Here is a 13,443-nt window from a genome sequence, read left to right on the forward strand (position 1 = left end):
AGCCCGCTGTCCTCCGCACCGCCTCCGGCACCGCCGCCAGCAGCGGAAACGGCGGCAGGAGCGGAGCCGGTGCGGAGGACAGCGGGCTGACGGCATGGCCGACGCCGAGGGCGAAGCCGGGGCCGAGGGCGTAGGCGGCGCCCCACACCGCCGCGTTCGGCACCAGGGCCGCACACAGCAGCAGCACCGCGAACCGCCCCGACCACCCCTCCGTCAGCCGCAGCAAGGCCGCCTGGGCCGCCGCCCCGTGCCCCACCAGCGACACCACAAGCAGCAGCGCACCGCCCCCGAGGAGTACCGCCGTCCCGGCCGCCGCGGCCCGGGCGGCGACACCCGGGCGGCCGTCCGGCCCGAGGACCAGCGGCCGCGCCCCCGCCGGCAGCACGCCCAGCAGCCGCCGCAGCGGCCCGTCCGGACGGCCGTACGCCGACCACACGCCCGCCCCGACCGCCGCGACGGCGACCAGCGGCACGCACACCCCCGTCCACACCCACGACGGCCGCAGCGCACCGCCCGTGGCGTACAGGGCGGCGGGCGCGGCGACGGCGAGGTAGCCGAGGACGACGCCCGTCCAGGCGGTCCGGGCGGACACCAGCGGCGGCTCGGAGACCACCACGAGACCCATGACAGCCGCGATGTCCGCGGCGAAGCCGTCGTCGGTGCCGTCGCCCCCGTCCCGCGCCCCGCCGTCCGTGGCGTCCCGCGCGGCCCGGTGCAGCAGCCACACCGGCAGCGCCAGCAGCAGCAGCGGCGGGACACCCACGGGAGCCGGGACGCCGGCCAGCGTGTCGGTGCGGACCAGTTCGGCGCCGTGGGCCAGCAGCCACAGCGCCGCCGCCACGTGCAGCGCGCCGCCGGGCCCGCTGTCGGGGTACGGCGAGGTGATCCACAGCAGCATCACCAGCACGGCGAACGACGCGAGCCCGAGGCCCGCCGCGACCGCACCTGCCACGAGGGCGTCGCCCAGTCCGGGCGAACGGTCACGCATCCGGGCGAGCAGGGGCGACGGCGGACGTCGGCGAGCGGTCATCTCGATCACGCCCGCCATGCTCCCAACGACACGCGCTTTCCCGTCGTAACAGGCGAACCATCGATGTGTCGCTCAATATACGTTTATGTACTTTGCTGCACGGAGGGGCGCCCTGTGACACAGAGCCCTGCCCTCCAGCTCCCGCCACCCAAGGAACGCCGGCGCCTGCGCGAGGCCGCCTCGCTGACGCGGGCTCAACTGGCTTCCCGGGTGGGCGTCACCAGCGAAACGGTGCGCGGCTGGGAGACCGGCCGCGCCACGCCGCGCGGACGGAAAGGGGAGAAGTACGCGAACCTGCTGAACTCACTGGGCTCGGAGGCCGAGGTGACACCGCCTCATGCGGAGCGCGGCACGGCGGCCGCGAGCGATCGGAGGCGCTCCTCGGCCACCGGACACAGCCGTACCGCCGGCAGCGTCCGGAGCCGCGGCCCCGCCGCCGGCCACCGCCACACGACGGTTGCCGGCCACCGCCATACGACCACCGAGGTCGCCGTCACCGATCACGGCCAGACCGACGTCGGCGATCGCCGCCCCGGCCCGGCCCGGGCGACGGTCCCCCGGCGGCCGGACGACGCGACCGCCGATCTGACGCCCGAGCAGGCCTTCGACGCGCTGTACGCGTTGTGCGCGCCCGCGCTCGTCCGGCAGACCTACCTGCTGACCGGCCGCCGGGATCTGGCCCGGCAGTCGGTCGAGCGAGCGTTTCACATCGCCTGGCAGCGCTGGCCCGAGGTGGCCCGCGACCGCGACCCGGCGAGCTGGGTGCGGGCGGTGGCCTACGACTGTGCCCTCTCTCCGTGGCGCCGGCTCCGCCTCCGCCACCGGTACCCCGAGCCGCCGCCCGCCGACGCCTTCGACCGCGCGCTGCTGGACACCCTGCTGAAGCTGCCGCCCTCGTACCGCCGCACGCTGCTGCTGTACGACGGTGTCGGGCTCGGCCTGCCGGAGACGGCGGCGGAGACGGAGGCGAGCAGCCGCGCCGCCGCGAACCGTCTGGTGCACGCGCGGGAGGCGGTCGCCGAGCGGCTGCCGGAGCTGGCGGACCCGGAGGTGCTCCACTGGCGGCTGGTCGAGCTCGCCTCCGTCGAGCGGTTGCGGGCCGCGAAACCGCTGGTGGTGCGCCGGGCCGGGGAACGCCGGGCCCGTTTCTGGACCCGGGCCGCCATCGCCTTCACGATCGCCCTGATCGGGGCCACGGCCCTCACCGCCCGCACGGCCCCCACGCACTACGAGCCGCCGGTGCCGCAGGGCGAGACCGTCCAGGGCGTGCCGCCACCGGTCGCGCCCGGGCCGCTGTCGGAGTCGGAGCGGGAGCTGCGCGCGAAGCTGCGCGAGGAGGAGCTGCGGGGGCCGGTCCGGCTGATGCCGCAGCCGCGCTGATGCGTGTCTCAGGACATGGACGCCTGTGTCATGAAAAGGCGGTGGGCCCGCCCCCGTGCGGGGAGCGGGCCCACCTTTGACCTGTGCGCGGGGCTGGTCAGCCGGCGAGGATCGCGCGCGCCAGCTTCGCCGTCTCGGTCGGCGTCTTGCCGACCTTGACGCCGGCGGCCTCGAGGGCCTCCTTCTTCGCGGCGGCCGTGCCGGAGGAGCCGGAGACGATGGCGCCGGCGTGGCCCATGGTCTTGCCCTCGGGCGCGGTGAAGCCCGCGACGTAGCCGACGACCGGCTTCTTCACGTTCTCCTTGATGAAGGCCGCGGCCCGCTCCTCGGCGTCGCCGCCGATCTCACCGATCATCACGATCAGGTCGGTGTCGGGGTCGGCCTCGAACGCGGCGAGCGCGTCGATGTGGGTCGTCCCGATGACCGGGTCGCCACCGATGCCGACGGCGGACGAGAAGCCGATGTCGCGCAGCTCGTACATCATCTGGTACGTCAGCGTGCCGGACTTCGACACCAGGCCGATGCGGCCCGGCTTGGTGATGTCGCCCGGGATGATGCCGGCGTTCGACTGGCCCGGGGTGATGAGGCCGGGGCAGTTCGGGCCGATGATGCGGGTCTTGTTGCCCTTGGACACGGCATAGGCGTAGAACGCGGCCGAGTCGTGGACCGCGATGCCCTCGGTGATGACGACCGCGAGCGGGATCTCGGCGTCGATGGCCTCGACGACGGCGGCCTTGGCGAACGCCGGCGGGACGAAGAGGACGGATACGTTCGCGCCCGTCTTCTCGATCGCCTCGGCGACCGTGCCGAAGACCGGGATCTCGTTGCCGTCGATGTCGACCGACGTGCCGGCCTTGCGGGGGTTCACGCCACCGACGATGTTGGTGCCGTCGGCCAGCATGAGCTTGGTGTGCTTCATGCCCGTGGCACCGGTCATGCCCTGGACGATGACCTTGCTGTCCTTGTTGAGGAAGATAGCCATGGCTGTTTAGTCCCTCGTCCCTTACTTCGCAGCCGCGAGCTCGGCGGCCTTGTCGGCCGCGCCGTCCATGGTGTCCACGCGCTGCACCAGCGGGTGGTTGGCGTCGGAGAGGATCTTGCGACCCAGCTCGGCGTTGTTGCCGTCGAGACGGACAACGAGGGGCTTGGTGACGTCCTCGCCCTTGTCCTTGAGCAGCTGCAGCGCCTGCACGATGCCGTTGGCGACCTCGTCACAGGCGGTGATGCCACCGAAGACGTTGACGAAGACGGACTTGACGTCCGGGTCGCCGAGGATGATCTCCAGGCCGTTCGCCATGACGGCGGCGGAGGCGCCACCGCCGATGTCGAGGAAGTTGGCCGGCTTGACGCCGCCGTGCGCCTCACCGGCGTACGCGACGACGTCCAGGGTGCTCATGACGAGACCCGCGCCGTTGCCGATGATGCCGACCTCGCCGTCGAGCTTGACGTAGTTGAGGTTCTTCTCCTTGGCGGCGGCCTCGAGCGGGTTGGCCGCCTCCTTGTCCTGGAGGGCCTCGTGCTCCGGCTGACGGAACTCGGCGTTCTCGTCCAGGGAGACCTTGCCGTCCAGGGCGATGACGTCACCGGAGGCGACCTTCGCCAGCGGGTTGACCTCGACGAGGAGGGCGTCCTCCTTGATGAAGGTGTCCCACAGCTTGACGAGGACGTTCACGACCTTGTCGGCGACCTCGGCCGGGAACTTCGCGGCCGCGACGATCTCGCGGGCCTTCGCCTCGGTGACACCCTCGTTGGCGTCGATCGGCGTCTTGGCGACGGCCTCGGGGCGGGTGGCCGCCACCTCCTCGATCTCCATGCCGCCCTCGACGGACGCGATGGAGAGGAAGGTGCGGTTGGCACGGTCCAGGAGGAAGGAGACGTAGTACTCCTCCACGATCTCCGGGGCCGTCTCGGCGATCATCACCTTGTGGACCGTGTGGCCCTTGATGTCCATGCCGAGGATGTTGGTCGCGTGCTCGACCGCCTCGTCGGGGGTGGCGGCGAGCTTCACGCCACCGGCCTTGCCACGGCCGCCGACCTTCACCTGGGCCTTGACGACGGACTTGCCACCGAGGCGCTCGGTGGCTGCGCGGGCCGCCTCAGGCGTGTCGATGACTTCACCGGCCAGCACCGGTACATCGTGCTTGGCGAAGAGGTCCCTCGCCTGGTACTCGAACAGGTCCACGCGCTTCCGTCCCTATCAGTGATCTCGCGGTTCGTTGTCTGCGTGGGCGTGCCGCGAGGGCAACGTGACGTCCGCCGTCTGTCACAAGGGAGGCGCACACGGTGTCCGAGCGCGCGGCATGTCCGTCTCGCAGGTTATCGCTGCTTGCGGGGGGCCTCTAAATCGAGGGTCACACCTGAGCGGTGATACCTGTCACATGATGCCGCGCTCTCTGGCACGGCGTGCCGGGCGTGAGGGGCCTCACCGGGCTGGGGTTGACCCGGTGAGGCCCGTCTGACATCCCCGGCTCTCCGGGGTGCGGGGTGGTTGGTCCCCACCCCAATGGGGACCAACCGACCCCATCCACGAGGTTCCGGCCCCCGGACGACCGACGGTTTTCGACCGCCCGGAGGCGATGCCTCGCGGAGTCGGTGGGGTGAGGGGTGCGCGGCACCGCGGAGCGGCGGTCCACCCGTGCCGCCCGGGGAAGACGGCGGGAAGACGGGGATGCCCCGGTGACCGTCCCGGATGCCTGCCTCGCGGGAGCGGGCCGCGACCCCGGGCCGGGGTCTCAGGTGGGCTCGATGGCTCAGGGTGAGGACGTAGGCGTCACCCTGGCGCAAGGTGCCGCTGCCGGATGCGGACCGGTCGCCGAGCGGGCCGTCAGGCCGGTCTGGGGCGGGCGCGTGCCCACCCGGGCCGTGTCGGACGTGGTCGTACGGGCGTGCGTGGTCTGTGCGTCTGGTGTGACCCGAGACCGAGGAGGACGACCAGGACGGCCTTCTCGCCCGCACCTCTCCCCCGCCGCCGCCTCGCCTCGCCGGTGTCACGGACCAGCAGCGCCACTCTGAGCGCACGCCACCCGGCCGCCGTGCGCAGCACGCGCACAGCGGCACCGGGCAGGGCTGCTGACCAGATCAAGAGGGGGAGCTTCCTCCCGTGCTACGGAACAAGCGCAGCGCGACGCACCGCCGAGCAGGCGCCGATCCTCGCACGGGAATGAGGAGGTTAGGCAAGCCCTTGCTCACTGACGATCAGTCATATCCCGTTTTGCCGGGCGAGGTCGGACCATCGCGGCGGCCCTCCACACGTCACGCCGCATCCGGTATCGGCAGCGGACGCTTCTCGATCGCCGCCGCCATCACCTCCGGGAACAGGTCGGGCGTGCAGGCGAACGCCGGTGCCCCCAGCGCGGCGAGGGCTGCCGCGTGTTCCCGGTCGTACGCCGGTGCCCCCTCGTCGGAGAGCGCCAGCAGCGTCACGAACTGCACTCCCGAGGCCTTCATCGCCGCGACCCGCTTGAGCATCTCGTCCCGTATGCCTCCCTCATAGAGGTCGCTGATCAGCACGACCACGGTCTCCGCGGGCCGGGAGATCTGCGACTGGCAGTAGGCGAGTGCCCGGTTGATGTCCGTGCCGCCGCCCAGCTGCGTCCCGAACAGGACGTCGACCGGGTCGTCGAGCTGGTCCGTGAGGTCGACGACCGCCGTGTCGAAGACGACGAGTCGCGTGGAGATCGTCCGCATCGAGGCGAGCACCGCCCCGAACACCGATGCGTACACGACCGATGCCGCCATGGATCCCGACTGGTCGATACAGAGGATGACCTCCTTCTTCGTGGTCTGGGACGCCCGCCCGTACCCGATGAGCCGCTCCGGCACGATCGTCCGGTACTCGGGCAGGTAGTGCTTGAGGTTGGCCGCGATCGTGCGGTTCCAGTCGATGTCGTGATGGCGGGGCCGGCTGATCCGGGCGCTGCGGTCGAGGGCGCCGGTGAGGGTGGCCCGGGTGCGTGTGGCGAGCCGCTTCTCCAGGTCCTCGACGACCTTGCGTACGACGGCCCGTGCCGTCTCCTTCGTCGTCTCGGGCATGGCCTTGTTGAGCGACAGCAGCGTGCCGACGAGGTGCACGTCGGCCTCCACCGCCTCCAGCATCTCCGGCTCCAGCAGGAGCGTGGCGAGACCGAGCCGGTCGATGGCGTCGCGCTGCATGACCTGTACGACGGAGGACGGGAAGTACGTCCGGATGTCCCCGAGCCAGCGCGCCACGGACGGCGCCGACGCCCCGAGCCCCGCCGAACGGTCCCGGCCCCCCTGCGGCTTCTCCCCCTTTCCGTAGAGCGCGGTCAGCGCTCCGTCCATCGCCGCGTCCCGCCCGGACAGTGCGCACCCGGTGCCGTCCGCCGCGTCGCCCCCGAGCACCAGCCGCCATCGCCGCAACCGCTCCTGCGCCGGGTCCGTCACCTCGGCCGTCATCCGTGTCCTCCCTTGCGAGGCCGTTCCCACAGCGGGACCACCGGCACGGCCGTCGCCGGCCGGCCTTCCGCCCGCGACCCGTTCCCTTCGGTGTCTCCCGCTTCGGCGCTCGGAACCGGCCGCCGCGGTCCGTCGGTCGTCATCCCCTCACCCCCACCAGGTCGTCGCCGATGTGCTCTGCCACTTCGTCCAGCCCGAGCAGCAGCCGCAGGACCGGCAGCACCGCGTCCGCGCGCTCCGTATCGAGCTCTGCCGCGAAGCCGGGTATGCCGGAGCCGGTCCCGGTCCCGGTCCCACCGCTCCCGGCCCCCGGCCCGCGCCGGACCAGTTCGCCGAGGGTCCGCCGCACGCCGGGCTCGTACGCCGAGAACGTCCGCCGCAGCAGGGGCAGCACGTCCGTGAACGCCTCCGCCGGCACCCCGGTCAGCCACGCGTCGACCAGTCCGAGCAGCCGCTCGTCGTGCACCAGGAGCATTCCGCCCCCGGAGCCTCCTCCGACGAAGCCTTCGATCCACGCGGCCGCGTCCGCCGGTGGCGTGCCCGGCGACAGGACGAGTCCCATGAGGCGCGCCGCCTCGTCCTGCGCCAACTCCCCGTCGTCCAGCAGGAGCCGCACGGCCCGCCCCCTGATCACTCCGGGTACGGTGTCCCGCCCGGACAGCACCCGCAGCACCGACTGCCAGCGGGCTCTCAACTGGCCTCGTCCCGCCGCGGGGGCGTCCCCCAGCAGCCCCACGGCCCCGTGCACGGCGTCGACATGACGCCGCATCTCCTCGGCGCCGTCCGCGTCGAGTGCGGCGCAGGCCGGGGGCAGGCCGACGAAGACCCGCTCGGCCAGACCCGCCGCGACCTCTCCCAGGGCCCCGGTGTCCGTGCCGCGCACATCGCCGTAGCGCAGGGAGCGGACCAGGGCCGGCAGCGCCTGGGCGAGCCGGCCGACATCCGCGTCGAGAGCCGCCCGGTCGGCGAGGATCCGCATCACCGTCGGCAGCGCGTCGGACAGCTCGGCCAGCAGGCAGCGCTCGGCGAGCGCCGTGACGTCGGCCAGCCCCTGCGCGGTGACGGCGTCCGCCTCGGCCTTGGCGGTCGCGGCGGACAGGACGGTCGTCCCCCACACCCCGGCCTCGGCGACCCGCACCGACAGCTCCGGCTCCCAGCGCAGCCGCCACGTCTCGCGGAACGTGCCCGTGCTGCCCCGCGAGACGGCCGGTTCGCCCCACGCGACACCGAGCAACCGCAGCCGGTGCAACAGTCTGCTGCGGGCGGCGTCGGTCTCCTTGCGCAGGTCGAGCTCCAACTCGCGTTCCAGCGCCTCCGGCTTCAGCCGCAGCCGCCGCTGGAGCCGGGCGAGATCCCGCTGCAACGGAACCGCCGGGGCCGTCGGCGGCACCTCCCCCAGCACGTCGCCCACGACCAGCCGGTCCCGCACCAGCGCCAGCGGCACGTCCGAGCCCTCGCACATCACCGCCCGCACGGCGTCGGTCGTCTCGCTCAGGCCGGGCAGCGGACGGCCGCGCATCGCGGCGAGCGTCTCCGCCAGCCGCACGGCCTCGATGACGTGCGCGGAGGAGACGAGCCGGTCCTCGGCGCGCAACAGCCCGGCCACCTTGGTCATCCACCGCTCGACCGGCCGGTCCGGGGCGCTGAACAGGTGCCCGTACCAGCCCGGCGAGTCGATGCCGGCCCCGTAGCCGCTCACCCGGGACAGCCGGCGGTGGGTCCACGGCACCCACGTCATGTCCGTCTTGACCTTGGGGAGCCCCTTCAGCAGCGCCTTGTCGGCGGCGACGGTGGTCTTCCGGCGCAGGGCGGGCACATGCCACGCCCCGCACACGACGGCCACGCCATCCTCGAACTCCCGCTGCGCGGCCCGCACCTGGAGCCGCATGTACGCCTCGCGCACCAGGTCCCGGTCGTGTCCCCCGCTGCCGTAGGTCTCCCGCAGCGCCCCCATCGCCTCCTCGAGCACGGTGAACGGCGCGAGCGCGTCTCCCTTCCCCACGCCCCGGTGCTCCACGACGTCCTCCCACCACCGCTCCGGGTCGTCGTATCCGGCGGTTTCGGCGAGCACGCCGAGCGGGTCGATCCGCACGTCGGCCGGTCCGGGTTCGGGGCCGGATGCGGGTTCGGGGCCGGATGCGGGTCCGAGTCCGGATGCGGGTTCGGGTCCAGGTCCGGAGTCGCCCTCGTTGTCCGCCGTACCGGCGTCCAGAGGTGATTCTCCCTCCCCTGCGGCCTCGTCCTCCGGCCTTCCCCACGCCAGCGTGTGCGTGGCCGGCAGGTCGATGAAGCGGGCCGGGACGTCGTGTTCCAGGGCCCAGCGGATGGCGACCCATTCCGGGGAGAACTCGGCCAGCGGCCAGAACGCCGAGCGGCCGGGCTCGTCCACGGCATGGGCGAGCAGGGCGACCGGCGGCCGCATCTCCTCGTCGGCGGCGAGCGGAATCAGGGCATCGGCCTCGGGCGGCCCCTCGATCAGTACCACCCGCGGCCGGGCCTCCTCCAGCGCCGCCCGCACGGCCCGCGCCGACCCCGGCCCGTGATGCCGCACCCCGAGCAGCAACGGCCCCACCCCGGCCGCCCGGCCCACACGTTCTTCCAAGCCCGTCACGTGATCCCCTCCCATCGCCTGCCCGGTCCCGCAACCGGCCCCCGCCCCGCGTCGCTCACACGCTCACCTCCCGGCAGGCCCGGTAGAAGTCCTTCCAGCCGTCCCGCTCGCGGACCACCGTCTCCAGATACTCCTGCCAGATGACACGGTCGGCCGCAGGGTCGCGGACCACCGCGCCGAGGATGCCCGCGGCCACGTCGCCCGGCCGCAGCACGCCGTCACCGAAGTGGGCCGCCAGGGCGAGCCCGTTGGTGACGACGGAGATCGCCTCGGCCGTGGACAGCGTGCCGCTCGGCGACTTCAGCTTCGTCCGGCCGTCGGTCGTGACGCCGTCGCGCAGCTCGCGGAAGACCGTGACCACCCGGCGGATCTCGTCGAGCCCGTCGGGCGCGGCCGGCAGGTCGAGGGAGCGGCCGATCTGGTCGACACGGCGCGAGACGATGTCGACCTCGGCCTCGGGGCTCTCCGGCAGCGGCAGCACCACCGTGTTGAACCGGCGGCGCAGGGCGCTGGACAGGTCGTTGACCCCTCGGTCGCGGTCGTTGGCCGTGGCGATCAGGTTGAAGCCGCGGACCGCCTGCACCTCCTGGCCCAGCTCCGGTATCGGCAGCGTCTTCTCCGACAGGATCGTGATGAGCGTGTCCTGCACGTCGGCCGGGATGCGCGTCAGCTCCTCGACGCGGGCGGTCATGCCCTCGGCCATGGCCCGCATGACCGGGCTGGGCACGAGGGCGTCGCGGCTCGGGCCGTGGGCGAGCAGCTGCGCGTAGTTCCAGCCGTACCGGATGGCCTCCTCCGGTGTGCCGGCCGTGCCCTGCACCAGCAGCGTGGAGTCACCGCTGACCGCCGCGGCCAGATGCTCGGAGACCCAGGTCTTCGCCGTGCCGGGCACGCCGAGCAGGAGCAGGGCGCGGTCCGTGGCGAGTGTGGTGACGGCGACCTCGACGATGCGGCGTGGGCCGACGTACTTCGGCGTGATCACCGTTCCGTCCGGCAGCGTGCCGCCGAGCAGGTATGTGGCGACCGCCCACGGCGACAGCTTCCAGCGGGCCGGACGCGGACGGTCGTCCTGCGCGGCCAGCGCGGCGAGTTCACCGGCGAAGGCGTCCTCGGCATGCGGCCGCAACGCCTCGGACGGCTCCCCCTGCTTCGGTTCCACGGTCGTCGGTTCAACGGACACAGGCATGGCTGAGTCCCCCTCCAGCTCGGCCGGTTCGGATCTGGCATCCACGTTGCACCACACCACTGACAATGCGTTCTGACCTGCGCAAACGCCTGGCCGGAGCCATTGGCGGACCCGATTGTCAGTGGTGGGATCTACCTTCGGTGGCATGACTCAGCAGGGGGTGCGCTGGACCGCGGACCAGGTGCTGGCACTGGCGCCTGACGCCGCATCACGCAAAGCGGGAAGCAAACTCGGCGCGGCGGGGCCGTGGTCCGAGGCGGGGAGTTCCGACGAGGGGACGGTGTGGGGGCTGTGCAAGGGCAGCGGAAGCAAGCCGTATCAGACGATCGTGGACATCGCGGACGCCTCCGGGCCCGCGTACAAGTGCAGTTGTCCGAGCCGGAAGTTCCCGTGCAAGCACGCGCTCGGGCTGCTGCTGCTCTGGGCGGGCGGCGAGGGTGCGGTGCCGACCGGGGAGGCGCCGGGGTGGGCCGAGCAGTGGATAGCGGGGCGGCGCAAACGCGCGGAGGAGAAGAAGGCCGGGGACGGCTCCGGTTCGCCGTCCGGGTCCGCTGATCCGGAGGCGGCGCGGCGCCGGGCGGAGCGCCGGGCCGAGCGGGTCACGGCGGGGGCGGTGGAGCTGGAGCAGCGCCTGACCGACCTGTTGCGCGGGGGCCTGGCCTCGGCGGAGCAGTCGGGCTACGGCCTGTGGGAGGAGACGGCGGCCCGCATGGTCGACGCCCAGGCCCAGGGCCTCGCCTCGCGCGTCAGGGAGTTGGGGGCCATACCGTCCACCGGCCCGGGCTGGCCGGTGCGTCTGCTGGAGGAGTGCGCGCTGCTGCATCTCCTCGGCCAGGGCTGGCTGCGCCGCGAGCGGCTGCCCGAGGCCCTCGCCGCCACGGTCCGCTCCCGCATCGGTCTGCCGGCCTCCGCGGACGGACCGCCGTTGCGGGACCGCTGGCTGGTGCTCGCCCAGTACGACACGGCGGACACGCGCCTGACGACCCGCCGGATCTGGCTGTACGGCACCGCCTCGGACCGCACCGTGCTGCTCCTCTCCTACGGCGCCGCCGGCCGCGCCCCGGAGCTGGCGTTGCCGGTCGGGCTGGCCCTGGAGGCCGAGGTGTCGGCCTACCCGGGCGCCGGGCAACTGCGGGTGGCCCTGGGTGAACAGTTCGCCCCGCCCGCGCCGACGGCTGTACGCCCGCGGGGGATGACGACGTCCCGGGCTGCCGCCCGTTACGGCGACGCCCTGCGCGACGATCCGTGGCTGGAGTCCATCCCGGTGACGCTGGACCGGGTCGTCCCCACCCCGGACGGCGACTCCTGGCAGTTGGCGGACGCGGACGAGGACGCGGCGTTGCCGCTCACTCCGGCCGCGCGTTCCCGGCCGGGCCTGTGGCGGCTCGTCGCACTGTCGGGCGGCGCCCCGGTCCGGGTCTTCGGCGAATGCGGCCACCAGGGCTTCACGCCGCTGACGGCCTGGCCGGAAGGCCCGGGCGACGCAATAGCCCTGTGCTGAGCCGACGCCGCCTCCGACTCCGGTGCCAACGCCACTGCCGGTGCCAACGCCACTGCCGGTGTCGGCGGCCCGGTCTTTCCGGCCCGACCCGCCTTCCCCTCAAATCCACGCATCTTTCAGGCATCCCGGGACAACCGGTAAGGGTGAGCCTTCAACCACCCCCGGGCGCCCCACGGAAAGGAAGCTCATGACCAGGACCTCCGCTCCTGTGGTCGCGCCCGCGACGGGCGCCTGGGAGGGGCTCGTCACCACAGCGCTGCTGGGCACGGACCGGCGCCCGCCGGCGAACACCGGCCCGGGCCCGGAGGCACCGGTGGCCCTGTTGGACGCGGCGGCCGTGGAGACCGTACGGCGACGGGCCGGTCTGCGTCCGGCGCGGGCGGCGGAGCGTCCGCAACCGGTTCCGGAGGACCCGCGTCCGCCGCTGCCGCAGGCGGCCGCCCGCAGACTCGCGATTCTGCTGGCCGACCGCCCCGGCGCGTCCGGCGGCGGCCGTCGGGGCACCGCGCCCGACCTGACGGAGCTGCTGCCCCAGTGGCTCGCGGCGGCCAACGCCCGTGGTTTTGCTCCGCCTCCGCATCTGCTGCCGGCGTTGCTGGACGCGGCCCGGGGGCGTACCGACCTGCGTCCGGCGGCGCTGGAGTTCGCGGGGCCGCGGGCTCTGTGGCTGGCCCGGCTGAACCCGGACTGGCGGTTCGCCCTGCGCTCGACACCGGGTGGCGGAGCGGCCCTGCCGCATCTCGATGACGACGACAGCATCCGGCAGCTGTGGCAGGAGGGCCTGTTCGCCGAACGGGTCGCGCTCCTGTCCGCCCTGCGCTCCCGTGAACCGGCCGCCGCGCGCGACCTGCTCGCGACGACCTGGACGACGGAACGGGCCGAGGACCGGCTGATGTTCCTCGACTCCCTGCGCACGGGCCTGGGGCCGGACGACGAGCCGTTCCTGGAACAGGCCCTGGCCGACCGCAGCCGCAACGTCCGGGCGACGGCGGCGGAGCTGCTGTCGGCGCTGCCCGGTTCGGCGCTCGCGGCACGGATGGCGCTCAGGGCGGAGGCGTGCGTCGCCATCGACCACATGCAGCCCATCCAGCCCCGCCAGTCCGCCCAAGCCACCGCAGCCACCGCAGCCACCGCAGCCACCCAAGCCACGGGATCCGCCGTGGCCACGCCGACGATCACCGTCGAAGCGCCGCACGCGTGCGATCCGGACATGGAGCGCGACGGCGTCGTGGCGAAGGCACCCGCCGGGCGCGGGGAACGGTCGTGGTGGTTCGGCCAGTTGGTGGAGGCGGCCCCGCTCGGGACCTGGTCTCGGCGGC

Annotated in this window: 9 protein-coding genes; 3 read left to right on the plus strand and 6 right to left on the minus strand. The window is 73.4% G+C overall.

Translation table 11 applies throughout. From position 1 onward, the window contains the following. Positions 1-1,048, minus strand: a 1,048-nt coding sequence (locus CCL05_RS36160) for a cell division protein PerM (RefSeq protein WP_244204518.1), incomplete at its 3' end; no start/stop codon positions are given. A 96-nt stretch (positions 1,049-1,144) separates the two neighbouring features. Between CCL05_RS36160 and CCL05_RS36165 the strand changes: the two genes are divergently transcribed. Beyond that, positions 1,145-2,410, plus strand: a complete 1,266-nt coding sequence (locus tag CCL05_RS36165; RefSeq protein ID WP_086564882.1) for a helix-turn-helix domain-containing protein — start codon at positions 1,145-1,147, stop codon at positions 2,408-2,410. Positions 2,411-2,507: 97 nt separating this feature from the next. On the opposite strand, the gene sucD is transcribed toward CCL05_RS36165, so the two are convergent. From sucD to CCL05_RS36190, 5 genes are all read right to left on the minus strand, one after another. Continuing rightward, positions 2,508-3,392, minus strand: coding sequence for a succinate--CoA ligase subunit alpha (sucD, locus tag CCL05_RS36170; protein WP_010036416.1), 885 nt, complete (start codon positions 3,390-3,392; stop codon positions 2,508-2,510). A 21-nt stretch (positions 3,393-3,413) separates the two neighbouring features. Next, the gene (sucC, locus tag CCL05_RS36175) at positions 3,414-4,592 is read right to left on the minus strand and encodes an ADP-forming succinate--CoA ligase subunit beta (RefSeq protein WP_086564883.1); all 1,179 of its coding nucleotides are present in this window, start codon (positions 4,590-4,592) and stop codon (positions 3,414-3,416) included. Between the two features lie 1,070 nt (positions 4,593-5,662). Continuing rightward, positions 5,663-6,826, minus strand: a complete 1,164-nt coding sequence (locus CCL05_RS36180) for a VWA domain-containing protein (protein ID WP_086564884.1) — start codon at positions 6,824-6,826, stop codon at positions 5,663-5,665. Positions 6,827-6,965: 139 nt separating this feature from the next. Beyond that, positions 6,966-9,452: a DUF5682 family protein gene (locus tag CCL05_RS36185; protein ID WP_086564885.1), complete on the minus strand. Its 2,487-nt coding sequence runs from the start codon at positions 9,450-9,452 to the stop codon at positions 6,966-6,968. A gap of 40 nt (positions 9,453-9,492) precedes the next feature. Then, positions 9,493-10,623, minus strand: a complete 1,131-nt coding sequence (locus CCL05_RS36190; RefSeq protein WP_086564886.1) for an ATP-binding protein — start codon at positions 10,621-10,623, stop codon at positions 9,493-9,495. A 145-nt stretch (positions 10,624-10,768) separates the two neighbouring features. Between CCL05_RS36190 and CCL05_RS36195 the strand changes: the two genes are divergently transcribed. Together CCL05_RS36195 and CCL05_RS36200 are read left to right on the plus strand one after the other, a co-directional pair. Further along, a complete protein-coding gene (locus tag CCL05_RS36195; RefSeq protein ID WP_086564887.1) occupies positions 10,769-12,124 on the plus strand; it encodes an SWIM zinc finger family protein in 1,356 nt (451 codons plus the stop codon). A 187-nt stretch (positions 12,125-12,311) separates the two neighbouring features. Then, positions 12,312-13,443 (plus strand): DUF5691 domain-containing protein (locus tag CCL05_RS36200; protein WP_086564888.1); only part of this gene is annotated, 1,132 nt, incomplete at its 3' end.

Source organism: Streptomyces africanus (assembly GCF_002150735.1).
In the GTDB taxonomy this organism is placed as follows: domain Bacteria; phylum Actinomycetota; class Actinomycetes; order Streptomycetales; family Streptomycetaceae; genus Streptomyces; species Streptomyces africanus.

Bases quoted from the DNA above. Each gene is read 5' to 3' on its own strand.
- sucD (WP_010036416.1), bottom strand. From the start codon at position 3,392: ATGGCTATCTTCCTCAACAAGGACAGCAAGGTCATCGTCCAGGGCATG.
- CCL05_RS36185 (WP_086564885.1), bottom strand. From the start codon at position 9,452: ATGGGAGGGGATCACGTGACGGGCTTGGAAGAACGTGTGGGCCGGGCG.
- CCL05_RS36195 (WP_086564887.1), top strand. From the start codon at position 10,769: ATGACTCAGCAGGGGGTGCGCTGGACCGCGGACCAGGTGCTGGCACTG.
- CCL05_RS36180 (WP_086564884.1), bottom strand. From the start codon at position 6,826: ATGACGGCCGAGGTGACGGACCCGGCGCAGGAGCGGTTGCGGCGATGG.
- CCL05_RS36190 (WP_086564886.1), bottom strand. From the start codon at position 10,623: ATGCCTGTGTCCGTTGAACCGACGACCGTGGAACCGAAGCAGGGGGAG.